Here is a 23,171-nt window from a genome sequence, read left to right as displayed (position 1 = left end):
GAAGCCGACTCAGCCCAGCAGTACGGCGCCCACCCGGTAACAGCCATACACGGCCCCGAGGAGGACCACATGACCACTTCCGAGAGCCCCACCGCAGTAGGTTCGGGCACCGCCGCCACCGACAAGTTCCTCCAGGAACGAGTCAGTGCGGACACCCCGCCCGAGCGTGTCTCGGCCATCGCCAAGGACGTCCTCGAAGCACTTGCCGGCGTCATCGACAAGCATGGTGTCACCTACCCCGAGTATCGGGTTCTCAAGCAGTGGCTGATCGACATCGGCCAGTTCGGTGAATGGCCGCTGTGGCTGGACGTCTTCCTCGAGCACAACGTCGAAGAGGTTGCGTACCGCGGCCAGAGCGGTACGAAGGGCAGCATCGAGGGGCCGTACTACGTGGCCGACGCCAAGACATTGGCGGCTAAGTGCGAACTTCCCATGCGTGACAACGAGGTTGGATCGAAGCTGGTCTTCGAGGGGCAGGTCCGTGACCTCGACGGCAACGGGTTGGACGGGGCCACCGTCGAGCTGTGGCATGCGGACGACGAGGGCTACTACTCCCATTTCGCGCCGCACATCCCCGACGGGAACCTCCGCGGAACGATCGTGACCGACGGAGAGGGACGGTTCGAGATCACCACGATTCAGCCTGCGCCGTACCAGATTCCGACCGACGGACCCACCGGCTGGTTCATCGAGAAGGCCGGCTGGCACCCGTGGCGTCCGGCGCACCTGCACCTCATGGTGAAGGCTCCCGGCAAGCGCACGATCACTACGCAGCTCTATTTCAAGGACGGTGAGTGGATCGAGAACGACGTGGCAACCGCCACGAAGCCCGAACTGATTCTCGATCCGAAGCCGGGTGCCGATGGAATCAACCGGGTCACGTACGACTTCGTGCTCGACCCGGCCTGATCCACAACTGTTCGAAAGAAAGTGATTTGATGACAGACCTGTCGATCGTCTCCATCGAGACGTCCATCCTCGACGTCCCGCTGGTTCGCCCCCACAAGTTCGCCACCACGTCGATGACGGCGCAGCCGTTGTTGCTGGTCGCGATCCGCACGTCCGACGGAGTGATCGGTTACGGCGAAGGTGTCGTTCCGGGCGGCCCGTGGTGGGGCGGCGAATCGGTGGAGACGATGCAGGTCATCATCGAGAAGTACATTGCGCCGATAGCTGTCGGCAGGCGCGTTGACCAGATCACTGCGATCATGGCCGACATCGAGAAGGTTGTTGCCAATGCACGATTCGCGAAGGCTGCCGTCGACGTGGCGTTGCACGATGCCTGGGCTCGCAGCCTGGGCGTGCCGGTGCACACGCTGCTCGGCGGGGCCTTCCGTGAAAGCGTCGACGTCACATGGGCACTGGGTGCGGCGCCGGCGGCAGAGATCATCGAAGAAGCTCACGAAAAGCTCGAAGCCCGACTCAATTTCAGCTTCAAACTCAAGATGGGCGCACTTGATCCTGCCGTCGATGTTGCGCGCATCGTCGAGATCGCGCAGGCGCTCGACGGTCATGCCGGTGTCCGCGTCGACGTCAACGCGCGGTGGGATCGCTTCACTGCGCTGCGGTACCTGCCGAAACTCGCCGAGGGGGGCGTCGAGTTGATCGAACAGCCCACTCCGGCAGACCAAATCGAGGTTCTCGCAGAACTCAGTAGGCTGTTACCGATTCCGATCATGGCCGACGAGAGCGTGCAGACGCCGCACGACGCTCTGGAAATCGCACGTCGCAGCGCTGCCGACGTCATCGCGCTCAAGACCACCAAGTGCGGTGGGTTGCAGCGTAGCCGCGAGGTCGTCGCGATTGCCAAGGCTGCGGGTATCGCGTGCCACGGTGCGACGTCCATCGAAGGGCCGATCGGTACAGCGGCTTCGTTGCACTTCGCCTGCGCCGAGCCCGGAATCAACTTCGGAACAGAGCTTTTCGGACCGTTGCTCTTCAGTGAGGAATTGCTCCAGGAACCCCTGAAGTATTCCGAAGGTCAGTTGCACCTTCCCTCCGGGCCTGGCCTGGGAGTCGAACTGAACATGGACGCCGTCAAAACCTGGACCAGGAACTAGAGGACAAGAAGAATATGGCACTGTTTCACGTACGGATGGACGTCGACATTCCACGCGATCTGGACCCGGTGGTGCGCGCGGAGACCGTAGCCACGGAGAAGGCGTACTCGCAAGACCTTCAGCGCCAGGGCAAGTGGGTGCATTTGTGGCGAATCGTGGGTCAGTTCAGCAACATCAGTATCTTCGACGTCGAGTCGGCTGACGAACTGCACGAGATTCTCTGGAATCTCCCATTGTTCCCGTACATGAGCATCGAAGTCATGCCGTTGACGCAACACGGATCCTCGATCAAGTAGCCGGTCATGCTGCGAGTTCTGTCTGGACTCGACCTGAGGTCGAGTCCAGACAGCGTGTGCTAGAAGTTGATAACGCCGCGGAGGTTCCGGCCGGAATGCATGTCGGCAAAGCCGTCGTTGATCTGATCGAGGGAGTAGCGGTTGGTGATCAACCCGTCGAGGTTGAGCTTTCCGCTCGTGTAGAGATCGATCATCCACGGGATGTCGGCAGTCGGGTTGGAGGCGCCGAAGAGCGATCCCTGAATTCTCTTCTGGTACAGCGTGAGTTCCATCAGGCTCACCGGAATTCCGATGTCCGTCATCTTGCCCAGTCCGGTGACCACGCAGGTTCCGGCCTTGCGAATCGACGAGAAAGCCTGTGCCACATGGTCTCCAGTGGTCACGCCGACCGTGACGATCGCGGAGTCGGCGCCCTGGCCGTTGGTGAAGGACCGAGCGATATCGGTTGCTTCTTCCATCGTGGACACTGCGTGTGTGGCACCGAATTTCAGGGAGCTCGTGCGCTTGAATTCGACGGGGTCCACCGCAATGATGTGCGCGGCGCCGGCGTGCGCGGCGCCTTGAACTGCATTGATTCCGATGCCGCCGACGCCCATGACGATCACGGTCTGGCCCGGGTACACCTGGGCGGAGTTGACGGCTGCACCCCAACCGGTGCCGACGCCGCAGCCCAGCAGGCACAGCGTCTCGAGCGGAAGGTGCTTGTCCACCTTGACTGCGGAGAGTGTGCTGACCGTGGTGTATTCGCTGAAGGTGGAGAGGCCGCAGGTCTGTGAAACCGGTTCGCCGTCCAACGACATGCGGTAGCTTTCGGCGTCGCCGGGACGACCACCCGTCATGATTGCTGCGCCGTTGTCGCACAGGTTCTGAATTCCGCTTGCACACCAACGGCATCGGCCACAGGCGGCAAGGAAGGAGAAGATGACGTGGTCGCCTTCTGTCCATCCCTCGGTGTTCGGGCCGACCTCGACCACAACGCCTGCACCTTCGTGGCCACCGCAGATGGGGTAGCGGCCCACTGCGTGATCGCCGCTGGCGATGTGGTCGTCGGAATGGCACAGGCCGGAGGCAACCATTTTGACGGTCAGTTCATTGGTGCGAGGTGAATCGAGTTCGAGGTCGACGACCTCGTACTTGCCGGGCGCTTGACGGATGACGGCTCCGCGAGTTCTCAAGGGTGCTCCTGAGTTAGACGTTCGATTCATTGACGAGTGTTATGTACCGCGCAAGTGGTGCGCGGTACGTGACGTGTCTCGTTGATCGGACGGCGCGCGGTTGCGGGAGTGGTTCAGCGGTGGGCGTCAGAGGGTGGGTGTCAGCCGTTCGGGTTCGGACGGTTCCCGGCTGACAAGTGCTAGTTGAAGCTCTGTCAGTAGTCGTGTGTCCGGTTCGTCGAGCGAGATTCCCATGATCTGCTCAGCGCGACGGACGCGGTACCTCAACGTGTTGGGGTGCACTTTCAGCAAGGCCGCAGCTTTTTTCACATCACCGAACGCAGCGAGGTAGTTCGTGAGTGTGAATTGCATGTCCGATGAGTTCTTGTCGTCGTAAGACAACAAGCGATCCACCCGGGGATCGCGCAGTCGGTCGTTGTCCCCGATCAGGTCGAGGATTTCGCCGAGTAGCACTGCGGTGCGGGAGGCAGCCAGAGTTGTGACGCGGGAGGGCGTGTCGCCGGGAGCGTCGAGCACCCGGTCGACTTCTCTTCGGGCCTCTGGCACCCCGGACAGCCGGGGAATCATCACTGCGACCGCAGCCCGCGCGACGATATCCGTCGAACTCTCCAGGTAGTGAACTGTGTCGGAGGCCCAATCGCTGATCAGCGATTCGCCTTCTGCAAGAGGGAAGAGCACGTATATCCGGTCGACTATCGCCGTGGTGACGGCGTCACGTCGGAAAGCGCTGGCGTGCAGGCGCAGTGAGTTCGTCATCCGCCGCAACTCGGCCGGCGTCTGCTCGGTGGTCGCAAATCCCACCACTGCGGCCGGTCCGTCGAGGGATAGTGAGAGTGAATCCGCCAAGGAAGTGATATCGACTCCGCCGCCAAGGGCGCCGAACAGTCGCTGGATCTGGGCGCTCTCTCGGCGGGACGCGTCGAGGATCCGGATCACGATGCGCGAGGCCACTTCTGCTGCGCCGCGAAGCACCTCGTCGGAACCGTCGTGAAGTGGTGTTCCCGCAGTCTGGACCCAGATGGTTCCGAGATGCTGCTGGTGCACGCCGGAGGTAGCGACGCTTGTGCCGCGGCGCCGAATGCTGACGGCCAGCCGGTGTGCGGCGCCGAACTCCGGTGCGGCCGGGATGTCGATGATCTCGTCCGAGCGTCGTAGATGTTCGAATGTGCCTCGCTTCTGTAGCCATTCGCTGTAACCGCTCGGCCATTCGCGGCCGAGCACCGACCGCTGGTGTAATTCGTCCTCATTCTCGTGTCCGATGGAATGGGCAAGGATGTGCTGGGCATTGTCGTTGATCGTGACCAAGCCGCCGGTCAGTTCTGCGACTGTCTCGGAGAGCGCGAACAAATCGGAATCGCCAGTGGGGTCAAGCCCAGAACCCTGAGCAGTTGTACGACGGCGGTAGGTGTTCTTGATGAGCAACTGCTGTATCAGCGAGTAGATATGACCGGAGCTGGCCTGCGGGTGAACGGACGCGAGCGCGATTCCCGACCTTTCCGCAGCCGCCCGCAATGCGCTTTCGTTGACGGCATTCTTGACGAGCATCAGCTTCGGCTTGTGCTCCGACGCGACCAGCCAGTCGATCACCGAATCAATCAGGACTCCGACCGGCAGATATACGTCGGACAGTGCGCCCGCGGGTTCCGTGCCGTCGATGTCGGAGTCTTCGAGGAGTGCCATTGATCGAATTTCGACGTCCAGCCCACTCGGACTGACGAGTAATTCGATGATGGAACTGTCGAATGACGAGATGAGCGTGCCGATAGTGGTGGCAGGGGTCGATCCGCTGATTCGGTACTCTGCGGACTTCTTCTCGGCAATGGTGGCGGGTGCTGTTTGCACGGCGTGCTCCTTGCGCAGGGGGTTGTAACAGATTAATCCCCACGCCTGGATTGTCGTAGTAGTTAAGTTCGACAGATTTATTCCGGAAGGGTGATTCCCAAATTGTGCGCCTTGGCCGTGACGTCGTCGGGAAAGACATTCTTGAAAAGGTAAAGATCCTGACCGATAACCCAGCCCGGTGCGAGCGCGGTGGCATATCGCTCGAAATATCCGAGTTGCTTGCCGAACAGAACCAATTCCTCGGGGCTGGCCACACCCCACTGTCTGCCCAACTGGATCAACGCCATGATGAGTTCACTCAATTTGAGTTCTCCCAGGTCGCGGCCCAGAATCGGCGCCAAAGCGGTGGCAACCTGCAAGCCGAGTTGGTCGTCGTCCACCTCGTAGTCGGTGGCGTATCCCAAGGCGCGGATACCGCGGGCGACACGGGCGAAATCTCCGTCGATCAATGTTGCACGAAACATGTCGGTGAGAATTGTTCGCCACGTTTCGGGGAGAACTCCGACAATTCCGAAATCGAGCATCGCGATCCGACCGTCATCGAGGACCCAGAGATTTCCGGCGTGAACATCGCCGTGGAATGGTCCGTGAACAATGACGGATTCGAGCCATACTTTCACGCCGCGTCGAATAAGCATGCGGGCTTCGTCGACGCCGTCCGGACTCGCGACAAAGCGATCGAGAGGAACACCGCGCATTCGCTCCATGCATATCACCCGCGGCCCGCAGTAATCCCAGTACACCTCGGGTGTCGTCACGCCCTTGTTGTCGCCGAAGGTGCCGATGTTGTTCCGGAACGTTGTTTGCCGATCGGCTTCGACGGCACTGTTCAGTTCCGTCATCGTGGCACTGTGCAGGTCGCGGATAATGGCCGTGGCGTTGGCTATCCGTAGGAATTCGACGAACTTCTCCAGAATTCTCGCGCCTCGATATGCGGCCCGGAGATCGATGAGCATGCGGGCGTAAATACCCGGCCGCTGAATCTTGATGACGGCTTCACGTCCGTCGTGCAGGACGCACGCATGCACTTGCGCCACCGATGCAGCCGCCAGCGGATGATCGTCGAACGTCGCGAACAGTTCGGAGATCGAGTATCCGAGGTCGGCTTCCACGACGCTGCGAGCCTGCTGCGCTGGGAAAGGTGGCACGTCGTCAAGGCACCGAAGGCACGCATTGGCCAGTGGTGCCGGGAAAATACCCGACGACGACGCAACCAGTTGACCGAGCTTCACGAACGTCGGGCCGAGGGTGATGAAGCCGTCCACCAAGCCGTCGGAAGCCGCGTCCGCGATGGTGCGCCCGCGTCTGCGGAACGGCCACACGATCAGGGCAAGCATGATCGACGTGGACAGCACCACCGCGATGACTGCCGATCGCCACAGCTGAGGGAGGCCGAATCGTTCCAGGTCAGGCATACGTACGTCGAGAGCGCCTACGGGCACCCCTGAAGAGTAGGGACCGACTGGACGTCGTGTGTGGTCCGGCACGGCTCTCCCTTGTTCGACGTTCGACTTTAGTCAGTATGCCGAGTCACACTAACTTGTCGAATGCGGGCAATGCCTCAGCCTACGTACAGCAGGGGCCGTTCTCACGTTTCTGCGCGCAGCATCGTCTACTTCGTATGGACCAGTTCACCGATTTGCCCGCTCGTGTTGATTCCCTCGATTGGCCTGCGCTGATCGAGGGAATCAACACGAGCGGGTGTGCGCAAACGGGACCGTTGCTCGACGAGTCGGAATGCAAGGAAATTGCGTCCTGGTACGCGGAGGTGGGCCGATTTCGGAGCACGATCGACATGGCGCGGTACCGATTCGGGCAAGGGGAGTACCGATACTTTCGTGATCCGGTACCGGACCCGATCACGGTCATGCGAGCCGCCTTCTACCGGCAGCTTCTGCCTGTTGCGCGTGAGTGGGCTTTCAACGTGGGGGATCACGCGCCCTGGCCGGATACCTTCGACGAATGGATCGAGTTGTGCCATGACGGCGGCCAACAGCGTCCGACGCCGATTCTGCTGTCCTACGGCCTCGGTGACTGGAATGCGCTGCACCGGGACCTGTACGGCGAGTTGGTATTTCCGATGCAAGTGGTGATCGGGCTGGACAAGCCGCACATCGATTACACGGGCGGTGAATTCATGATCGTGGAGCAGCGGCCGCGCGCCCAGTCCAAGGGAACCGTCGTAGTGCTCGAGCAAGGACATGCCCTGATATTCACCACCAGGGACAGGCCGGTTCCCAGCGCGCGCGGTTGGTCCAGAGCGCCTGTGCGTCATGGTGTCAGCGTCGTGAAGTCAGGGGCGCGTCGAACCTTGGGATTGGTGCTTCATGATGCCGAATAGGACGTACATCCTCCGTGATGCCGACAACAAGCCGTACGAGAGTCAGGCACCCGGAGTGCTTGGTGGACACCGGAAAACGAAGATCTACGGTCGACTCGACTGCAGAGGGGCTGCGCGGGCGATCGCGCGCGGTGGGTATGTCGCCAGTCGGGTGTTCTTCGCCGACGAGCCGACCGCGATTGCGGCCGGCTATCGACCCTGCGCTGTCTGCATGCCCGCGGACTACGCAGTGTGGAAGGCTGCTTCTACTGGCCGAAGCGGTCCTGGTACTCCTTCGGAATGAGTGGCTTTTCGCCGCGAACCTTCAGTTGCTGAACCGCCCAGGTGTTTCCGTCAGGATCGGAGAACCCGAAGAAGGTGCCGCCGTCACGCTCGTCGAAAACTGTGACCTCGCTGGCGTCGACGCCCCGGTCGATGAGCTCCTGCCTGGCCGCTGCCGCGTCGGACACAACCAATTGCAAGCCCTTCAAAGAGCCGGGAGGCATCTCGGTTTGTGACGGCAGGTTGCCGATGACGATAGAACAACCCGATCCACGTGGGGTGAGCTGGGCGACCGTCATGTGCTCGTTCACGGTGTGGTGATCGAGATTGAATCCGACCTGATCGCGATAGAACGCAATGGAACGCCCCAGATCGCTGACCGGAACTATGACAACTTCAAGCGTCCAATCCATGAGAGTGCCTTTCGCAGTGAGTGATCGGGCAAACAGGTGATCAGGACTGTGCGACGATCTTGTCCAGGCGCTCGTAACCTTCGACGACGCCGCGTTCCATATTGCTCTCGATCATGCCGTCGCGCGCCTCGAGACTCGGATATACGGAGTGACCGGAGAGGCGGGTGCGCCCGTTGCCCAGATCTTCGAACGTCATGGATTCGATGCTGACCACATCGGGAAAGCCCTCGTATTCGAAGGTCTGGATGGCAAATTCGTTCTTACGAACAACGTGGAAAACGCCGTTGAACTTGTACTCGCCACCCTCTGGATCGCGGTGGATGTACTTGTATCGACCGCCGCTGACAAAGTCGTATTCCTCGATGTCCATCTCGTACCCGTTGGGGCCGAGCCATTGCTTGACCAGGTCGGGATCGGAGTGAGCCGCGAACACGGCACTCACGGGTGCGTCGAATTCGCGTGTGATGTCGATGAACGGAACGCCCTCGGGCGCCGTGATCGTGACGGGATTGGTGGTGCTCATGGCTGTGTCTCCTTCTGTGTGGTGTGCAGTAGGTGATCAAGGTTTCGGAACTGTTGTTCGTGGACCAGTCGATAGCGGTCGATCCAGGCTGTCAAAGCCTCGAGTGCTGCGGCATTCAGATGCACCGGGCGCCTCTGGGCGTCGCGGCTGCGAGTGACCAACCCCGCTGCCTCGAGTACCTGAATATGTTTGGAGACAGCTTGTTTCGTGATTTCGAACGGCTCGGCCAGCTCGTTAACCGTCTGGGGTCCGGTGCTCAGGCGGGCGATGATCCGTCGTCGTACCGGGTCGGCAAGTGCCATGAATGCCTTGTCGAGGCGATCATCAGCCCCGGGGTCCACGATCACTTGTCAATCAACTCCTTTATCAACCAATCTGTTGATTACGATACGAGCCCATGCGGAGAGTGTCAATGCCTCATCGCCTACTAGCCTGGAAATCATGAACGCGCTGATCCCGCGCCCGCGGATGGTGGTAGCCCCGGGAGCTGTTCACGTTCCGGATTGGCTCGGCGCAGACCAACAGCGCATGCTCGTGAGCGAATGCCGACGGTGGGCAACCGCCCCGGTCCCGATGCGCTCGGCGGTGGTCCCCGGTGGACACAAGATGTCCGTTCAAACCGTGTGCCTCGGCTGGCATTGGCAGCCGTACAAATACACGCGCACGGCCGACGACGTGAACGGTGCGGCTGTAGCCGCACTTCCCGAGTGGCTGATCGAGTTGGGGCGTAAAGCTGTGCGAGTGGCATACGGAGATTCAGGTGAGATCTACACCCCCGACACGGCGCTGATCAACTTCTACGACGACGGCGCCCGGATGGGAATGCATCAGGACAAGGACGAGCGCTGCGACGCGCCCGTCGTGTCCCTGAGCATCGGCCAGAGTTGTGTCTTTCGGTTCGGGAACACTGAGAATCGCAATAAGCCGTACACCGACATCGAACTTCAGTCCGGCGATCTTTTCGTGTTCGGCGGTGCCTCACGCTTCGCTTATCACGGAGTCCCGAAAGTAATTGCAGGAAGCGCATATCCGGACAGCGGATTGATGTCCGGCCGGTTGAACATCACGCTTCGGGATACCGGAATGCGGTGAAGTTCTCAGGCTGACAGTGCCCGTTTCACGCGTGAATTATGGATGAGGGCAGGAAGTATCAAAGCGAGAACTGACACCATCACGCACAGCCCGAGGAAGAGAAATGACCAATTCATTCCCGACGCCCGGAGTGCAGTCAAGGTGCCGGCTGCAAACAACGGCATACCGACTCCGGCAAGCAGGTCCATCTCGCGCGGAGACACCGGAGGGGCGCCCCACATCGGTATGCGTTTGCCCGAGTTCTCTCTGAGAGTGCGCGATATCGACATGGCATAGAGGACTATGCCGACAACGCCGACGGCAACTCCCATCACAACAGGGCCGGCTCCGGTTCTAGTCGAGAGCAGGGCATACGCAAAGACGCACATCGTTCCCAGCATGGCCGCCGCAGATTTCCATCTCGGGGTCGACGTCTGAATCGGCGCGTGAACGCTCACCGGCCGCATCGGTTCGAGAGGCTCCATGGGATCAGCGTGCCATGAGTCAGACCGAAAACGAACCATTCATCCTGTTGGGGTGTGACGCACAGATCGATCAGGGCATCGGCATCACGATCTTTCCGACGGTATTGCCGCTACGCATGCGGTGTGCCGCGTCGGCCGCTTCCGCGAAGGGATAGATGCTGTCGATGACGGGACGTATCCGACCGTCGGCGACAGCAGGCATGACCTCGTCGGCGAGAGCAGCAATCACGTTCCCGAGTTCTTCTGCTCGACCGAAGCCGAATGATGCTCCATGCAGGTGAAGATGGCGGTAGGAGAGCGCGTCCAGGTCGATCGTGGACTGCGCGGCGTCGAGGCGTCCGATATTGACGAGGTGCCCGCCGTCTCGGGTGGCGGGTAAGCAGGCGGCTAGAGTCTGCCCGCCGGCGTGGTCGAGTACGACATCGACTCCTCGACCTTCTGTTGCTTCGAGTACGGCGTCCGTGAGATTTCGATTCGTCGTGACGACAACGGTGTCTGCGCCGGCTTTGATCAATACGTCTTCCTTGTCCGCAGATCGTGTGGTGCCGATGACGGCGGCTGCGCCCAGCGCCTTCGCGATCTGAACTCCCAGCAGGCCGATGCCTGACGTGGCCGCTGTGATGAGTACCGTCTGTCCCGGCGTGTAGCCGGCGAGCATCAGAGCCCCGTGTTCGGTGAGTAGTGCGGTCGGCAGGGCTGTGGTTTCGTTGTATTCCAGGTTGTCGGGCATGGCTATGACGTGCCGGTAATCCGCGAGGACGAACTGTGCGAAACTGCTCGGCGCAGTTCCCATGACACGATCGCCCACTGTGAGGTTGTGGGTACCGGGGCCGAGTGCTGCTATGTCACCGGCAAATTCGTATCCGGCGACGTACGCGTTGTCGGAGCCCGGTGTGTCGAACTCAGCGAGCATCTGCGGATCGGCGTTGTTCAGTGCGACGGCATGAGTGCGCACAAGAACCTGTCCGGGGCCAGGCTCGGGAACGGGAACTTCGCGGGCCACCCAGTCCGGGCCCTGCCCACCGAACAGTGCAGTCATGGTCTCAGTCACGATGTTGCGCTCCTTGATATTCGGACTTCACCGGCGATTGCTACGAGGGGCGTTGTATTCCTCGTCGGTGACCTTGTCGCCCCAGGTTGTTTCCGTGCTGCCGTCGCCGGGACCTTCCCACAAGGCGAGGTGGCTCATGAAGTGGTCGGGCGCCGCGCCGTGCCAATGTTCTTCGCCGGGCGGTGTGTAGACGGTGTCACCGGGGTGAGCCTCGATGATCTCGCCGCCGCGAGCCTGAATCAGGGCGGTGCCGGACACGATGTGCAAGGTCTGCCCCAGCGCGTGGGAGTGCCAGTCTGTGCGTGAGCACGGCGCAAAGCGAACCATGTTGGCGCGCATGCGTGACGGTTCCTGGCCTGAGTAGATGACGTCCCACCAGACGTCGCCGGTGAACCAGTCTGCGGGAGCTTTGCTCGTGGGCGGTTGCTTCAGAATCTCCATGGGAATTCCTTATGTTGTGGATGAACGATGTTCGATTGACTGTCTCTGCAAACTCGCACTTCTTCGACCTGTTTTTCGTTTACCCGTTGGCGGCACGATGAAGACAAGAACTATGACGAGGCAACCGGCAAGGAGGCCGGCACCTGCGGTCAGTGCAGTCGAGACATGCTCGGTGAGTGCTTCTTTCGGGGATTCCGCAGCGGATCCGGCCCCGGCTGAGATCGCGACGAGAATGCCGAGTCCCAGTGCGCTACCCAGTTGGTGTGCTGTGTTGACCAGTCCGGACGCGGCTCCGGCGTCGTCGGCCTTCACCCCGGCGATTCCGGCAGCGGTGAGCGGCGCAAACGCGAGACCTTGGCCTGCGCCGATCAAGATCATCGGTAGTGCAACGCCGCTCAGATAAGTGCTGCCCGAATGCACGAAGCTGAGCCACGTCATACCTACCAATGTGAGTGCCACACCCGCGGCGAGCAACGGAGCATTCCCGAATCGAGGGGTCAATCGCGGAATCAGCAGTGCAACTGCAAAATTGACGACAGTCATCGGGAAGAAGGCCACACCGGCTTGGAAAGCGCTGAAACCCATTGCGCCCTGCAGAAGTTGAGTGGTGAAGTAGAAGAATCCGATCATGGCGCCGAGATACAGCATGCGGGCGGCGTAGGCACCGGATCGTTCGCGAGAGCGGAAGAGTCGAAGCGGCATGATGGGTTGCTCCGCGCGCGATTCATTGCGAATCAGCAGAGCCAGGAGAACCGCACCGAGGGTCAGCGTCAGGAAGGTGGTCGGTGATGCCCATCCGGCTTCGGCGGAGTTGACTATGCCGAAGACCAGTGCGGCCATTCCGAGTGTGGCGTAGACGGCGCCGGCTACATCGAAACGTCCTGTGCTCGGCTTTGTTTCGGGAATGAACCGCGGTGCGAGAACGATCATCGCGATGCCGATCGGGACGTTGATGAAAAATCCTGCGCGCCAGGACACCCAATCGGCAAGGGCACCGCCGATCACGAGGCCGAGGCTCGCGCCGATTCCGGCGGCTGCGCCGTACCAGGCAACCGCGCGTGTCCGTTCGCGCCCTGGCGGGAAGCTTGCCGTCAGGAGTGACAGTGATGCCGGTGCGACCACCGCGGCGCCGACGCCCTGGAGGGCGCGGGCCGCGATGAGCCACCAACCGTTGGGAGCAACCCCGACCAGGAACGACGCGGCTGCGAAGATCGCCAACCCGGCAACAAAGACGCGGCGACGGCCGAAGATGTCGCCGAGTCTCGCGCCGAGAAGGAGAAGGCCGCCGAACACGAGGGTGTACGCGTCCTGCACCCAGGACAACCCGGTCGCCGAATACCCCATCTCGGCTGCGATGCTTGGCAGCCCGGTGAAGATGATCGAGTTGTCGAGCAGGATCATGAAGTAGCTGATCAGAATGATCGCGAGGATTGCCGTGGAGTTGACGCGACCGGTCCGGGCAGTGTCGACGGTGGTCATGGATTACGGCCGAACAAGAACTTTGAGTGCCTCACGTGTGTCCATCGCGCGGTAGGCGTCCGGTACCTCGTCGAGGTTGACTGTTCGGTCGAAAACCTTGCCCGGCTGAATCTTTCCGTCGAGAACGTCTGGCATGAGCTCCTCGATGTACGCGCGCACGGGAGCGGGACCACCGGTGAGTGTGACGTTGGGTCCGAACAGGCTGCCGAAACCGACGGGTGCCACCTCGTACTGGGGTACACCGACGCGGCTGATGACACCGCCGGGGCGGACGACACCGATCGCCTGCTCGTAGGCGGGCATGTGGCCCACGGCTTCGAGTACAACATGGGTGCCGTCACCGCCGGTCAGTTCGCGGACCTTGGCGATGCCCTCGTCGCCGCGCTCGGCGACGATATCGGTTGCTCCGAACTCGATGCCCAGATCGGTGCGCGACTTGTGACGGCCCATGAGGATGATCCGCTCGGCGCCCAGTCGTTTGGCGGAGAGAACCGCCATGAGGCCGACTGCGCCGTCGCCGATGACGGTGACCGAGGTGCGTTCGTTCACTCGACCCTTGACGGCAGCGTGGTAGCCGGTGCCCAGGACATCGGACAGGGTGAGCAGTGAGGGGAGCAGTTCCGAGTCTTCGCCGACGGGTGCTTTGACGAGGGTGCCGTCTGCCAGTGGCACGCGGATGGCCTCCGCTTGGGCGCCACCGATGCCGTTTCCTGCCCAGAATCCGCCATGGCGGCACGACGTCTGCAGTCCTTCGCGGCAGAACTCGCAGGTTCCGTCCGACCAGGCGAACGGGGCGATGACAAAGTCGCCTTTCTTCAGCGTGGCTACGTCGCCGCCGACCTCTTCGACGACGCCGACAAATTCGTGGCCCATCGGAGTGCCGCCCGGTGTGGCAGGCATGTCGTGGTACGGATGTAGGTCGGATCCGCAGACGCATGCTCGAACGATGCGTACCAGGGCGTCGGTCGGCTGCTGCAGTGCCGGGTCAGGCACGTTCTCGACGCGAACGTCTCCGGCGCTGTACATGATGGTTGCGCGCATGATGAATCCTCTCGGGTTGTTCGGTTCGCGGTGTCGATACCCAGTGAACCGTCCGAATCATGACGGCGGGAGTTCCTGTCGTTCCAGGTACCGGCAGTACCTCCCTGAGGTTCGGCGACTCGAGTAACGTAATCGGCATGGACAACCGAGCCGAGATCCGCGAGTTCCTCAGCTCCCGCCGCGCGCGCATCACTCCCGAGCAGGCGGGACTACCGGCGTACGGCGGAAACCGTCGGGTCAAAGGATTGCGCCGCGAAGAAGTTGCCTTGCTGGCGGGTGTCAGCATCGACTACTACGTGCGAATGGAACGCGGCAATCTGGCCGGAGCATCGGACTCGGTACTCGAAAGTCTTTCCCGGGCACTTCAACTCGACGAGGCCGAGCAGGATCACCTGTTCGATCTGGCGAAGACCGCAAGTGCGTCGGCTCCGCCGAAGCGCCGATCAGCCCCCAAAGGTGTCAGTCCGGCCATTCAGCAGATACTCGACGCCATCACCGACGCCCCGGCGTGGGTTCGCAACGCCCGGCACGATATGTTGGCCGCCAATCGCATGGCCCGGGCGCTGTATTCGCCGGTATTGGCGGATCCACGTCGTCCCGCGAACAATGCGCGGTTTGTGTACCTCGACCCGGCTTCGCAGGAATTTTTCACCGACTGGGAACGTGCTGCCGATGATATTGCGGCAATGCTCCGATCTGAGGCGGGGAAGAACCCGCACGACAAGGCGCTGACCGAACTGATCGGTGAATTAGCCACGCGCAGTGAGATATTCCGCACGCGATGGGCGAAACACAATGTGCGCTTTCATCGAACAGGTTTCAAGAAGGTTCATCATCCCGTTGTCGGAGACCTCGAGCTGAACTTCGAGGCGATGGAACTTCCGTCCAACCCCGGGCTGACGCTGCTGGTCTACACCGCGGCGCCGGGTACTCCGACGGCAGATGCGCTCAAAGTCTTGGCGAGTTGGGCGGCTACCCAGGATCAGTTGGATCCCGCCAACGACAAGGAATCTTCCCTGTAGGAGCACTCAGTTCGACGGTGCCGCCAGAACTTTCTTGAGAGCGGGGAGATCGAGAGTTGCCGCAAGATCTGCGATGGTGACTCCCGACAGCGAAGCACGCCATACCTTTTCGGCGTCGGCCATAACCTTGGCGATACCGCACGGGGCGAGGCACTGCTCCGGTGGCGCGGCGAGGATCCCTTGTTGCCGAATCTCCGTGCACCGGAAGGCAGGTTCCTTACCGTCGACGGCCTGAACGACGTCGAGAACTGTGATGTCTTCGGGTGGCCGGGTCAGGACGTATCCGCCGTCGCGGCCCTCAGTCGGATTGACAAGACCGGCCTGCGCCAGGGCGCGCAGATGTTTTGCCAGGTATGTCTTCGACACCCCGTGCAGTTCGGCGAGTCTGGCCGTGGGGACCGGGCCTTGCGCCTGGCTGAGGACCACACAGCAATGGAGCGACCACTCCACTCCTCCGGAAAGCTTCATGCCAGAACTCTATCGACGCCGTGGAAACCGGTTTGGGGCGGACATCGGTGGTGTTGTCTTTTTTCAGGCCTTCGAGGCCAACCACTCGTCCAGTGTTGTCGGCGCAATCCAGGCGTTCGCGCCGGGAGTCGGTGTGAGCGCGGCACTGTCGAGTTTCGCGCCGAAGTAGCCGGCCTCCGGATCGGGCGTCACCGAGCGGCCGTCCCCGGTGACGGAGAACAGGCGTCGTACCAATTCGTCGATACCCAGCGGTTCGGGTCCGGCGATCTCGACCGTCCCGTTCAACGGCGGACCGGTCACAACCTCGGCGACGTGAGATACGACGTCCCGCGACGCGATCGGCTGAAGATGCGCCGGCGTTGCATGGACTGTGCCGTCCACGGTCCCGGCATCGGCAATTCCGGCGATGAACTCGAAGAACTGGGTCGAGCGGACGATCGAGTAGGGGATCGGGCCGGCCTTGACCAGGTCTTCCTGGGCGACCTTGGCTCGCATGTACCCGGAATCAGACAGTCGATCGGCACCCACGATGGACAGGATGACGTGGTGCCCGACGCCCGCCTTATCCTCCGCCGCGAGGATATGGCCAGTTCCGTCGCGGAAGAAAGCCATGACGTCGTCGTCCGACCACGAAGGGGAATTTGTAAGATCCACGACCACATCTGCACCGGTCACGGCTTCGAAGAGGCCTTCGCCCGTGGTTGTGTCGATACCGTCCGCACGGCCGAGTGCCTTCACGTCGTGCCCGGCGTCACCGAGCTTCGACGCGACCTGACTTCCGATGAGCCCGCTCCCGAAAATGACGATCTTCATGCCTGTCTCCTTTTTACTTGGATAAGTCGTGTCCAAGTATACTCGGACACGACTTATCCAAGTCAAGGGTTACCGGAACAGTTCTGCGGCCAATGCTTCGTACGTCGCAATTGGATCACCATCGGCCGGAAGCGCCTGGATCGCAACGTGGTCGGCCCCGGCCGCAATATGTTCACGCAACCTGTCCGCGATGGAACGGGCGGTCCCGTAGGCCACCAGCGCGTCGATGACACGATCGTTTCCGTCGTTCGCAATTTCGTCGGGTGCAAAGCCGAGGCGTTCGAGATTTGTCGTGTAGTTACGTAGGTGCAGATATGGATTGGCGACAGCCGGACGGCCGACCGCTCGCGCCTTGTCCGGATCGGTCTCGAGAACAACTTTGTGTTCCGGCGCAAGAATTTTCGACGGCCCGAGAATCTCGCGTGCTTCGGCGGTGTGTTCCGGAGTTGTCAGATAAGGATGTGCACCGGCAGCGCGATCAGCCGACAGCTTCAATACCTTGGGGCCGAGAGCGGCGAGGACACGACGAGATTCCGGAACCTGAGCTGCGTCGAGTTCATCCAGGTAGGACACCAAGGTGCCGTACGGCTTCGAGTAATCGCCGGTGGCCTCGGGATGTCCGATGCCGATTCCGAGGAGGAACCGTCCGGGGTGCTTGGCTTCGAGTCGGTGGTACGACTCGGCAACTTCAGCAGCGGGAGACGACCAGACATTGACGATCCCGGTCGCCACGGTGATGCGTTCCGTTGCGTCGAGTAGCTTCTCGGCCACCAGAAGGTCCGCTCGCGGTGAACCCCCGATCCAGATGGTGCCGAACCCGAGTTTCTCGATTGCCGCCCCCAGATCCGGTTTCAATCCGGCGGCTCCTCGCCAGATTCCGTAGGTGCCCAGGTCAGGTGTCTGCGTCGGTTCAGTCATGGTGGTGGTAACCCGAGTGTGACCTGGATCTATTCCGTACCGGGCGCACGGTAGTCGGTGGGGCGATTGACTGCTTCGTCGATTTCCTCCGGCGTGAGCAGGGTGACGGATTCGGATCGAGCCGCTCCCTCGGCGGTGGTGCGAATGCTCAATGCCGCGGCGGCAACAGCGTCGGGAAGGCTGCCGATGACAAACATGTCATGACTACCGAGTGCAAAGTGGCAGGATTCGACTGTGCCACCGACACTTTCGACCATGTGGGTTATTGCATCGCGGCGGGCGGTGCCACCTTCCTTCTGAAGGCCGGCGGCCCCGGTTGGTGTGTACGTCACTTGCCAGAGGTATTTCGGCATTTCGACTCCTTGCTCGGCAGGGGTATTCACCTCCGAGCGGTATACCCACAAAGGGGTAGGGGACAATCAACCCATGGTTGGTACTCCGGTGATCGTGACGATCGTGTCTGTCTGTGTGGGTTTTGTGATCTTCATGCTCGCGGCAAGCGGCGCCCGCGGAAAGTGGGATCGTCGGCTCGTCATCGGGTTGTTTGTCGCAGCAGTGGTGTGCCTGACCGTCGTGCCGGTGTCCGTTGCGCTCAGTGCCGGGGTATCGGGCGTCTAGTCTGAACTGGTGGCAGATATCCGAGTAGGTATCTCAGGGTGGACATATCCCGCCTGGCGTGGAGACTTCTATCCGAGCGGCCTTGCGCATCGCAAGGAATTATCCTATGCCGCAGAGAAATTGACTTCGATCGAAATCAACGGCTCGTTCTATGCGCTTCAGAAACCGGAGAGTTTCGCGAAGTGGCGCAGTGAAACACCGGACGACTTTGTGTTTGCCCTCAAGGGCGGTCGGTACATCACGCACATGAAGCGGCTGCTCGACACACAGACGGGGCTGGCGAACTTCTTTGCGGCGGGTGTGCTTGCGCTGGGTCCGAAACTCGGGCCGATCTTCTGGCAGTTGCCGCCCACCTTGCACTTCGAGCCCGAACGGTTGGCGAGCTTCTTCGAACTGCTTCCGCGTACGACGACGCAGGCTGCCGAACTGGCCGCCCACCATGACGACAAGCTGACCGAAGACAGGGTATTGGCGCACGCAGAGATCGAACTCCCGATCCGCTATGCGGTGGAGGCACGCCATGCCAGCTTTGCCGCTCCGGAAGCGGTGGAACTGATGCGCGAGCACGACATCGGGTTTGTCGTCGCCGATACCGCGGGAAGGTACCCCCAGATCACTACGCCGACCAGCGATTTTGTCTACGTGCGCATGCATGGCGACAAGGAACTGTACGCAAGCGGTTACACCGACAAAGCCCTGGACAGCTGGTCCGAACGCGCTCAGGGCTGGATGAGCGACGAGCTTGACGTGTTTGTGTACTTCGACAACGACATGAAGGGTTTTGCGCCCCACAACGCGATGGCATTCCTGGCCCGCTTCATCTGAATGTGTGCTGTCGGTGCCACCTGGCAAGCTCACACGCGAGCGCGAACAAGGAGAACCGAACGTGAACCCCCAGCAGAGTTGGCCCACCGAGTGGCCGAAGGTTGCCCGCGACATCGCCGCTGCCACGGCAGACGCGCTGGCTGCGGTGCGAGCGGCCAACCGCGATGCGTTGACCGAGGCGGTCGATGAACTGCGCACGCTGTCGTTCGAGCAGGTCACATCGGTGCACGCGGCTATCGTTCGTGAACTCCTCGAGGACACCCACCCGGACGGACTCTCGAGCGAAGATGTGCAAGACGCGCTCACTGCCTGCGCCAAGGCCACCATCGTGTGGCTTCCCGACCTCGACGTGCAGGCTCTCGCCGCCGTGTACACCGGCGCCCTCGGCATTACCGATCTCGAAGACGATTCGTTCCGGATCGGCCACGGTGCATACCTGCGTTCGGCAGTGCTTGTGATCGGAAGCTTGTCCGCGGTTGTCAAGAAACCGCTGACGACGTACATCACCACCGCGATTGGCGAGATCGCGCGCGCTCAGACCATCGAGATGCCATGAGCGCGTAAACCCACCTAGGCTGGTTGTATGTCGAAAATTGCGAGTGCAGACCGGGTTTCGCACGCCGAGTTACTCGAATTCATCAGACCACGCCACCGTGCCACTCTCGTGACCGTCCGCAAGTCCGGCGAACTCCAGATTTCACCGATCACGTGTGGTGTCGACGACGAAGGCCGCATCGTCATCTCCACCTACCCGGAGCGGGCTAAAGCGGTGAATGTGCGTCGTACTCCCACGGTGTCGTTGTGTATCCACTCCGACGAGTGGAACGGACCGTACGTGCAGGTGAACGGGACGGCCGAGCTCATCGACCTGCCGGAATCCGTCGAGCCCCTGGTCGACTACTACCGCTCGATCGCCGGCGATCATCCCGACTGGGACGAGTACCGGCAAGCGATGCACAAGCAGGGCAAGAGCCTGATCCGCGTCACCGTCGATTCGTGGGGACCGATCGCAACAGGTGGGTTTCCGCCGGAGCGTTAGGGAGCTGTCGGCGAGAGGTGCAGGACGGTGGCGTCCCGCGCCTCAAGCGGTGCATTGCAATGCGAACACACCACTTGCGCGTGCAGTTGCTCGCCGCACCGATGTTCGACGACGGTCGGGGGTGGGCCGTCGATCGCGTAGGTGTCTCCCCATTCCATGATCGCCATCAGAATCGGATACAACGCTTTACCTGACTCGGTGGCGACGTATTCGTAGCGTGGGGGATGGTCCTCGTACAGGCGTTTTGTCAGCACGTCGGCGTCGACGAGCGTCCGAAGCCGGGCGGCAAGAATATCCCGACTGGCCCCGGTGCCCCTCGCGATGGCGTCGAAGCGTCGTTGCCCGAGGACGATCTCACGCAGGATCAGAAGCGACCATTTCTCGCCCACAAGGTCCAACGCCTTGGCGATGGAGCAGTTACGACCTTTGGGTGTCACGCTCACTCCGATCGACAGTGGGTTGCGAAATCCAACTTAGCACTTGACGGCATCAAATCTATGCCGCACTGTGAGTTGGGAAATCCAACCGACTAGACGAGGAGCATGACGTGGCCGATGTGGATCTCGAGGCAGCGAGCGCTTTTGTGAGCGCCGCAGGATTACAACTCGACGAGGTGTCCGGCACCAAAGTTGTCGGACATATCGATCTGTCCGACGCTCATCACACGCCGTGGGGTGTGGTGCACGGCGGCGTCTACACAACGGCTGTGGAATCGGCGGCAAGTATCGGTGCGAGTACCGCTGTCGCGGACCGTGGAGAATTTGCCGTTGGCGTTCACAACGGAACCGACTTCTTGCGAGCCCGCACCGGCGGACGCGTCGATGTCGTGGCACTTCCGATTCAGCAGGGCCGCGTTCAGCAGTTGTGGTCGGTTGTCATCACCGATCCGGAAACGGGAAAAGAAGTGGCACGTGGACAGGTTCGCTTGCAGAACGTTCCGCTGCCGAAGTAGCTCAGTCGGGTAATCCGGCGTCGATGTTGACCGAGATTCGCTTGAGGAGTGCGGTGAGTTTAACTTTCTCGTCCTCGCTCAGTCCCGATAGCAACCGGCGGTCGCGTTCGACCCGGCGCGGAAACTCTGCTTCTACCAAAGCTCTTCCGGCTTCGGTCAATTGGAGAAGTACGACGCGTCCGTCGCGTTCGAACCGTTGACGTTCCACCAGTCCGAGCTTGGCCAGTCGATCGGCGTGCTTGGTGGTGGCGGCGCCGCTGAACATGGTGACTGCCGTGACCTCGCTGGCGCGTAGTGGGCGATCGCTGCGGGCCAGTGCGCTCATCACGTCGAATTCGGCGCGGGAGACGCCGCTGGGAGCCAGGGCGCGATCAAGTTGGTGGAGGGACTGCGAACTGATTCGGGTGATCCGTCCCATCACCTCGACCGGCGAGGTGTCGATGTCAGGGTAGGCACGATTCCATTCACGACGGACTTTGTCGATGAAGTCGTCTTCGGGACTGTTGGCCTGATCCATGGCACACATCTTAGCGACTGATTTCACAGTACTTCACAAGTAATTTACTAGTGAAATAACTGTATGCTGGTTTAGTGACGCCTACTCCGACCCCCACCACGACATCGAGCCGACTCCGCCATTCGAGCGGAGCAATTGCGCATTCGGTGTCAGCGCAGACGTGGCGGGCGGCTTTCCGGCTCGGCTCCGCCGACGCTGGAATTGCCCCGGCAATACGGGTCGGCCTGGCAACAGCGGTAGTCCTGATCTTGGGTGGTGCGCTCGGGCACGAAGAGCTGGCGGGATTTGCAGCGCTGGGCGCGCTGAGTGCGGCGTTCGGACGATACGAGCCATACCCCCGGTTGGCCGGCAAACTCGCGATAGTGGGCGCAGCGTTGGTTGCGTTCATTGCATTTGGTGCGGCTCTGGGGATGTTCGGTGTGCCGGTCTGGGCGCAGATCGGTGTTCTCTCGTTGGCGGCCGGCGCCGCCTACTGCTTCATCTCCGGCTTCCGCATCACTGGTCCAGGGCCGGTGATTCTTGTCTTTGCCGCGACGGGTGCAGCAGGCTTCGCCACGAGCTTTGCGGATCTGGTTCGGCTGGTGGTCGCCGGAACGATCGGTGTACTGATCGGATGGGCCGCGGCGATGCTTCCCGCGCTTGTGCTGCCGATGGGCCCCGCACGTCTGGCTGTCGCTCGCGCGCTTGCGAACGTCGGGAAGCTAGAGGCCGGTGGTTCAGTCCCGACTGCGCGGGCGTCGATTGCCCATGCGCGGACGGTTATCGCGTCGAGCAGTCGGATCAAGTCGACGCTGGGTCATGGTCGTGAACTGATGGCGGTGCTCGGCGAAGCGGATGCCGCAGTGCGATTGTGGAGCGAGCATGGCGACGCGTCGCTGATTCGCGATATTGCAGCGCACGAGGATGAGCTTCGTAAGATGAAGCGCTCCAGCATGATCGAGCACTCGCTCGAGCCTGTATCGGAATTGCCCGCGCCGGAGAACTACGTCGTCGCCGGTCTACGGCATCTGTACTCGCGCGCCGTGGTGATGAATGCCGTTCGTATTGTCATGGCGTCGGCATTGGCCGGATGGGTTGCCGCGGGCGCCGGACTCGAGCATCCGCTCTGGGCGTCGATGGGTGCGATGGCAGCAATGCAGGGGCTGAACTACAAGCAGACCGTTCAACGCGGAATCCAACGGCTTGTCGGCAACGTCGGCGGAGCGATCATCGCTGCCGCTCTGATCGCCCTGACGCTCGGCTATTGGCAGGCTGTTGTTGCAGTGGTGATTCTGCAGACCGCGGCAGAGCTGTTTGTCGTCAAGAATTACGCGTTGACGTCGGTTGCCGTGACGCCGATGGCCCTGGTGCTCATCGGTCTCAGCGCACCCATCGAGACCAGCGCGGCGCTCGCGCGAGTGGCGGACACCCTCATCGGAGTGGTGATCGGTGTTGTCGTCGCGGCCGTGACAATCAGCCGCGCCGATCGGAACCACGTCCTACGATGACTCCAGTGCATCGGAGTGAGGGGTTGTCGGGAC

Annotated in this window: 30 protein-coding genes; 13 read left to right on the top strand and 17 right to left on the bottom strand. The window is 61.5% G+C overall.

Translation table 11 applies throughout. The features are described from left to right. Nucleotides 1–69 precede the first annotated feature (69 nt). The 3 genes from catA to catC are packed head-to-tail and all read left to right on the top strand — an operon-like array spanning nucleotide 70 to nucleotide 2,356. Nucleotides 70–909: a catechol 1,2-dioxygenase gene (gene catA, locus EEB13_RS28440; RefSeq protein ID WP_141486796.1), complete on the top strand. Its 840-nt coding sequence runs from the start codon at nucleotides 70–72 to the stop codon at nucleotides 907–909. A gap of 29 nt (nucleotides 910–938) precedes the next feature. Then, nucleotides 939–2,060 (top strand): muconate/chloromuconate family cycloisomerase, encoded by a 1,122-nt coding sequence (locus EEB13_RS28435; RefSeq protein ID WP_141486795.1) that lies wholly within the window; start codon nucleotides 939–941, stop codon nucleotides 2,058–2,060. A 14-nt stretch (nucleotides 2,061–2,074) separates the two neighbouring features. Next, nucleotides 2,075–2,356 (top strand): muconolactone Delta-isomerase, encoded by a 282-nt coding sequence (catC, locus tag EEB13_RS28430; protein ID WP_045065374.1) that lies wholly within the window; start codon nucleotides 2,075–2,077, stop codon nucleotides 2,354–2,356. Between the two features lie 59 nt (nucleotides 2,357–2,415). On the opposite strand, the gene EEB13_RS28425 is transcribed toward catC, so the two are convergent. The 3 genes from EEB13_RS28425 to EEB13_RS28415 form a co-directional block, all read right to left on the bottom strand. Beyond that, nucleotides 2,416–3,531, bottom strand: coding sequence for an NDMA-dependent alcohol dehydrogenase (locus EEB13_RS28425; protein ID WP_033233577.1), 1,116 nt, complete (start codon nucleotides 3,529–3,531; stop codon nucleotides 2,416–2,418). A gap of 126 nt (nucleotides 3,532–3,657) precedes the next feature. Then, nucleotides 3,658–5,373: a PucR family transcriptional regulator gene (locus tag EEB13_RS28420; protein ID WP_261984667.1), complete on the bottom strand. Its 1,716-nt coding sequence runs from the start codon at nucleotides 5,371–5,373 to the stop codon at nucleotides 3,658–3,660. A gap of 77 nt (nucleotides 5,374–5,450) precedes the next feature. Beyond that, nucleotides 5,451–6,788: an ABC1 kinase family protein gene (locus EEB13_RS28415; RefSeq protein WP_202026467.1), complete on the bottom strand. Its 1,338-nt coding sequence runs from the start codon at nucleotides 6,786–6,788 to the stop codon at nucleotides 5,451–5,453. Between the two features lie 206 nt (nucleotides 6,789–6,994). Between EEB13_RS28415 and EEB13_RS28410 the strand changes: the two genes are divergently transcribed. Further along, a complete protein-coding gene (locus tag EEB13_RS28410) occupies nucleotides 6,995–7,714 on the top strand; it encodes a 2OG-Fe(II) oxygenase (RefSeq protein ID WP_141486899.1) in 720 nt (239 codons plus the stop codon). Continuing rightward, nucleotides 7,704–7,997, top strand: coding sequence for an Ada metal-binding domain-containing protein (locus EEB13_RS28405; RefSeq protein ID WP_141486900.1), 294 nt, complete (start codon nucleotides 7,704–7,706; stop codon nucleotides 7,995–7,997). Before EEB13_RS28410 ends, EEB13_RS28405 begins: the two co-directional genes overlap by 11 nt. Here the strand turns inward: EEB13_RS28405 and EEB13_RS28400 are convergent. From EEB13_RS28400 to EEB13_RS28390, 3 genes are read right to left on the bottom strand one after another with little or no spacing between them, the layout of a single operon-like run. Then, entirely contained in the window at nucleotides 7,960–8,388 is a 429-nt protein-coding gene (locus EEB13_RS28400; RefSeq protein WP_095887306.1) for a VOC family protein, read from the bottom strand. The two genes, EEB13_RS28405 and EEB13_RS28400, sit on opposite strands and share 38 nt — an antisense overlap. A 40-nt stretch (nucleotides 8,389–8,428) precedes the next feature. Further along, nucleotides 8,429–8,911 carry an SRPBCC family protein gene (locus EEB13_RS28395; protein WP_141486794.1) on the bottom strand — a complete coding sequence of 161 codons (483 nt, stop codon included), beginning with the start codon at nucleotides 8,909–8,911 and terminating at the stop codon, nucleotides 8,429–8,431. Beyond that, complete coding sequence (locus tag EEB13_RS28390) at nucleotides 8,908–9,258, bottom strand: ArsR/SmtB family transcription factor (RefSeq protein ID WP_033233572.1); 351 nt, start codon at nucleotides 9,256–9,258, stop codon at nucleotides 8,908–8,910. Before EEB13_RS28390 ends, EEB13_RS28395 begins: the two co-directional genes overlap by 4 nt. 94 nt (nucleotides 9,259–9,352) lie before the next feature. Between EEB13_RS28390 and EEB13_RS28385 the strand changes: the two genes are divergently transcribed. Further along, nucleotides 9,353–10,003 (top strand): alpha-ketoglutarate-dependent dioxygenase AlkB family protein, encoded by a 651-nt coding sequence (locus EEB13_RS28385; protein WP_220388484.1) that lies wholly within the window; start codon nucleotides 9,353–9,355, stop codon nucleotides 10,001–10,003. Between the two features lie 5 nt (nucleotides 10,004–10,008). Here EEB13_RS28385 and EEB13_RS28380 read toward each other — a convergent pair whose 3' ends face one another. The 5 genes from EEB13_RS28380 to EEB13_RS28360 form a co-directional block, all read right to left on the bottom strand. Beyond that, nucleotides 10,009–10,467 carry a hypothetical protein gene (locus EEB13_RS28380; protein WP_045065361.1) on the bottom strand — a complete coding sequence of 153 codons (459 nt, stop codon included), beginning with the start codon at nucleotides 10,465–10,467 and terminating at the stop codon, nucleotides 10,009–10,011. 70 nt (nucleotides 10,468–10,537) lie between these two features. Then, entirely contained in the window at nucleotides 10,538–11,518 is a 981-nt protein-coding gene (locus tag EEB13_RS28375) for a zinc-binding alcohol dehydrogenase family protein (RefSeq protein ID WP_095887305.1), read from the bottom strand. 27 nt (nucleotides 11,519–11,545) lie between these two features. After that, nucleotides 11,546–11,959, bottom strand: coding sequence for a cupin domain-containing protein (locus EEB13_RS28370; RefSeq protein ID WP_141486793.1), 414 nt, complete (start codon nucleotides 11,957–11,959; stop codon nucleotides 11,546–11,548). Nucleotides 11,960–11,968: 9 nt separating this feature from the next. Next, nucleotides 11,969–13,438, bottom strand: coding sequence for an MFS transporter (locus EEB13_RS28365; RefSeq protein WP_045065358.1), 1,470 nt, complete (start codon nucleotides 13,436–13,438; stop codon nucleotides 11,969–11,971). Nucleotides 13,439–13,441: 3 nt separating this feature from the next. Continuing rightward, the gene (locus tag EEB13_RS28360; protein ID WP_045066747.1) at nucleotides 13,442–14,479 is read right to left on the bottom strand and encodes a zinc-dependent alcohol dehydrogenase family protein; all 1,038 of its coding nucleotides are present in this window, start codon (nucleotides 14,477–14,479) and stop codon (nucleotides 13,442–13,444) included. Between the two features lie 137 nt (nucleotides 14,480–14,616). Between EEB13_RS28360 and EEB13_RS28355 the strand changes: the two genes are divergently transcribed. Next, nucleotides 14,617–15,501, top strand: coding sequence for a helix-turn-helix transcriptional regulator (locus EEB13_RS28355; RefSeq protein WP_033233564.1), 885 nt, complete (start codon nucleotides 14,617–14,619; stop codon nucleotides 15,499–15,501). Nucleotides 15,502–15,507: 6 nt separating this feature from the next. Here EEB13_RS28355 and EEB13_RS28350 read toward each other — a convergent pair whose 3' ends face one another. From EEB13_RS28350 to EEB13_RS28335, 4 genes are all read right to left on the bottom strand, one after another. After that, the gene (locus EEB13_RS28350; protein ID WP_045065355.1) at nucleotides 15,508–15,969 is read right to left on the bottom strand and encodes an RrF2 family transcriptional regulator; all 462 of its coding nucleotides are present in this window, start codon (nucleotides 15,967–15,969) and stop codon (nucleotides 15,508–15,510) included. A 63-nt stretch (nucleotides 15,970–16,032) separates the two neighbouring features. After that, on the bottom strand, nucleotides 16,033–16,782 hold the full coding sequence (locus EEB13_RS28345) for an SDR family oxidoreductase (protein ID WP_141486792.1): 750 nt from the start codon (nucleotides 16,780–16,782) through the stop codon (nucleotides 16,033–16,035). A gap of 69 nt (nucleotides 16,783–16,851) precedes the next feature. Continuing rightward, entirely contained in the window at nucleotides 16,852–17,700 is an 849-nt protein-coding gene (locus EEB13_RS28340; RefSeq protein ID WP_033233561.1) for an LLM class F420-dependent oxidoreductase, read from the bottom strand. 29 nt (nucleotides 17,701–17,729) lie between these two features. Continuing rightward, on the bottom strand, nucleotides 17,730–18,053 hold the full coding sequence (locus EEB13_RS28335; protein WP_033233560.1) for a GYD domain-containing protein: 324 nt from the start codon (nucleotides 18,051–18,053) through the stop codon (nucleotides 17,730–17,732). A gap of 73 nt (nucleotides 18,054–18,126) precedes the next feature. On the opposite strand from EEB13_RS28335, the gene EEB13_RS28330 reads away from it, so the two are divergent. From EEB13_RS28330 to EEB13_RS28315, 4 genes are all read left to right on the top strand, one after another. Next, entirely contained in the window at nucleotides 18,127–18,318 is a 192-nt protein-coding gene (locus EEB13_RS28330; RefSeq protein ID WP_033233559.1) for a hypothetical protein, read from the top strand. 9 nt (nucleotides 18,319–18,327) lie between these two features. Further along, on the top strand, nucleotides 18,328–19,143 hold the full coding sequence (locus tag EEB13_RS28325; RefSeq protein ID WP_033233558.1) for a DUF72 domain-containing protein: 816 nt from the start codon (nucleotides 18,328–18,330) through the stop codon (nucleotides 19,141–19,143). Nucleotides 19,144–19,204: 61 nt separating this feature from the next. Beyond that, entirely contained in the window at nucleotides 19,205–19,699 is a 495-nt protein-coding gene (locus tag EEB13_RS28320) for a hypothetical protein (protein ID WP_033233850.1), read from the top strand. A 27-nt stretch (nucleotides 19,700–19,726) separates the two neighbouring features. Continuing rightward, nucleotides 19,727–20,182 carry a PPOX class F420-dependent oxidoreductase gene (locus EEB13_RS28315; protein ID WP_033233557.1) on the top strand — a complete coding sequence of 152 codons (456 nt, stop codon included), beginning with the start codon at nucleotides 19,727–19,729 and terminating at the stop codon, nucleotides 20,180–20,182. On the opposite strand, the gene EEB13_RS28310 is transcribed toward EEB13_RS28315, so the two are convergent. Next, on the bottom strand, nucleotides 20,179–20,619 hold the full coding sequence (locus EEB13_RS28310; protein WP_033233556.1) for a winged helix-turn-helix transcriptional regulator: 441 nt from the start codon (nucleotides 20,617–20,619) through the stop codon (nucleotides 20,179–20,181). The genes EEB13_RS28315 and EEB13_RS28310 overlap by 4 nt on opposite strands. Nucleotides 20,620–20,729: 110 nt before the next feature. Between EEB13_RS28310 and EEB13_RS28305 the strand changes: the two genes are divergently transcribed. Continuing rightward, on the top strand, nucleotides 20,730–21,134 hold the full coding sequence (locus EEB13_RS28305; protein ID WP_033233555.1) for a PaaI family thioesterase: 405 nt from the start codon (nucleotides 20,730–20,732) through the stop codon (nucleotides 21,132–21,134). 1 nt (nucleotide 21,135) lies between these two features. On the opposite strand, the gene EEB13_RS28300 is transcribed toward EEB13_RS28305, so the two are convergent. Next, nucleotides 21,136–21,651, bottom strand: a complete 516-nt coding sequence (locus EEB13_RS28300) for a MarR family winged helix-turn-helix transcriptional regulator (protein ID WP_141486791.1) — start codon at nucleotides 21,649–21,651, stop codon at nucleotides 21,136–21,138. A gap of 59 nt (nucleotides 21,652–21,710) precedes the next feature. Between EEB13_RS28300 and EEB13_RS28295 the strand changes: the two genes are divergently transcribed. After that, entirely contained in the window at nucleotides 21,711–23,138 is a 1,428-nt protein-coding gene (locus EEB13_RS28295) for an FUSC family protein (protein WP_141486790.1), read from the top strand. Nucleotides 23,139–23,171: the final 33 nt, after the last annotated feature.

Source organism: Rhodococcus sp. WS3 (assembly GCF_003797085.1).
Taxonomy (GTDB): domain Bacteria; phylum Actinomycetota; class Actinomycetes; order Mycobacteriales; family Mycobacteriaceae; genus Rhodococcus_F; species Rhodococcus_F globerula.
This window is presented reverse-complemented; position numbering and strand designations above follow the sequence as displayed.

Bases quoted from the DNA above. Each gene is read 5' to 3' on its own strand.
- EEB13_RS28415 (WP_202026467.1), bottom strand. From the start codon at position 6,788: ATGCCTGACCTGGAACGATTCGGCCTCCCTCAGCTGTGGCGATCGGCA.
- EEB13_RS28365 (WP_045065358.1), bottom strand. From the start codon at position 13,438: ATGACCACCGTCGACACTGCCCGGACCGGTCGCGTCAACTCCACGGCA.
- EEB13_RS28315 (WP_033233557.1), top strand. From the start codon at position 19,727: ATGTCGAAAATTGCGAGTGCAGACCGGGTTTCGCACGCCGAGTTACTC.
- catC (WP_045065374.1), top strand. From the start codon at position 2,075: ATGGCACTGTTTCACGTACGGATGGACGTCGACATTCCACGCGATCTG.
- EEB13_RS28360 (WP_045066747.1), bottom strand. From the start codon at position 14,479: ATGCGCGCAACCATCATGTACAGCGCCGGAGACGTTCGCGTCGAGAAC.
- EEB13_RS28330 (WP_033233559.1), top strand. From the start codon at position 18,127: ATGGTTGGTACTCCGGTGATCGTGACGATCGTGTCTGTCTGTGTGGGT.
- EEB13_RS28355 (WP_033233564.1), top strand. From the start codon at position 14,617: ATGGACAACCGAGCCGAGATCCGCGAGTTCCTCAGCTCCCGCCGCGCG.
- EEB13_RS28340 (WP_033233561.1), bottom strand. From the start codon at position 17,700: ATGACTGAACCGACGCAGACACCTGACCTGGGCACCTACGGAATCTGG.
- EEB13_RS28405 (WP_141486900.1), top strand. From the start codon at position 7,704: ATGCCGAATAGGACGTACATCCTCCGTGATGCCGACAACAAGCCGTAC.
- EEB13_RS28400 (WP_095887306.1), bottom strand. From the start codon at position 8,388: ATGGATTGGACGCTTGAAGTTGTCATAGTTCCGGTCAGCGATCTGGGG.
- EEB13_RS28370 (WP_141486793.1), bottom strand. From the start codon at position 11,959: ATGGAGATTCTGAAGCAACCGCCCACGAGCAAAGCTCCCGCAGACTGG.
- EEB13_RS28335 (WP_033233560.1), bottom strand. From the start codon at position 18,053: ATGCCGAAATACCTCTGGCAAGTGACGTACACACCAACCGGGGCCGCC.
- EEB13_RS28395 (WP_141486794.1), bottom strand. From the start codon at position 8,911: ATGAGCACCACCAATCCCGTCACGATCACGGCGCCCGAGGGCGTTCCG.
- EEB13_RS28435 (WP_141486795.1), top strand. From the start codon at position 939: ATGACAGACCTGTCGATCGTCTCCATCGAGACGTCCATCCTCGACGTC.
- EEB13_RS28345 (WP_141486792.1), bottom strand. From the start codon at position 16,782: ATGAAGATCGTCATTTTCGGGAGCGGGCTCATCGGAAGTCAGGTCGCG.
- EEB13_RS28410 (WP_141486899.1), top strand. From the start codon at position 6,995: ATGGACCAGTTCACCGATTTGCCCGCTCGTGTTGATTCCCTCGATTGG.
- EEB13_RS28350 (WP_045065355.1), bottom strand. From the start codon at position 15,969: ATGAAGCTTTCCGGAGGAGTGGAGTGGTCGCTCCATTGCTGTGTGGTC.
- EEB13_RS28300 (WP_141486791.1), bottom strand. From the start codon at position 21,651: ATGGATCAGGCCAACAGTCCCGAAGACGACTTCATCGACAAAGTCCGT.
- EEB13_RS28380 (WP_045065361.1), bottom strand. From the start codon at position 10,467: ATGGAGCCTCTCGAACCGATGCGGCCGGTGAGCGTTCACGCGCCGATT.
- catA (WP_141486796.1), top strand. From the start codon at position 70: ATGACCACTTCCGAGAGCCCCACCGCAGTAGGTTCGGGCACCGCCGCC.
- EEB13_RS28385 (WP_220388484.1), top strand. From the start codon at position 9,353: ATGAACGCGCTGATCCCGCGCCCGCGGATGGTGGTAGCCCCGGGAGCT.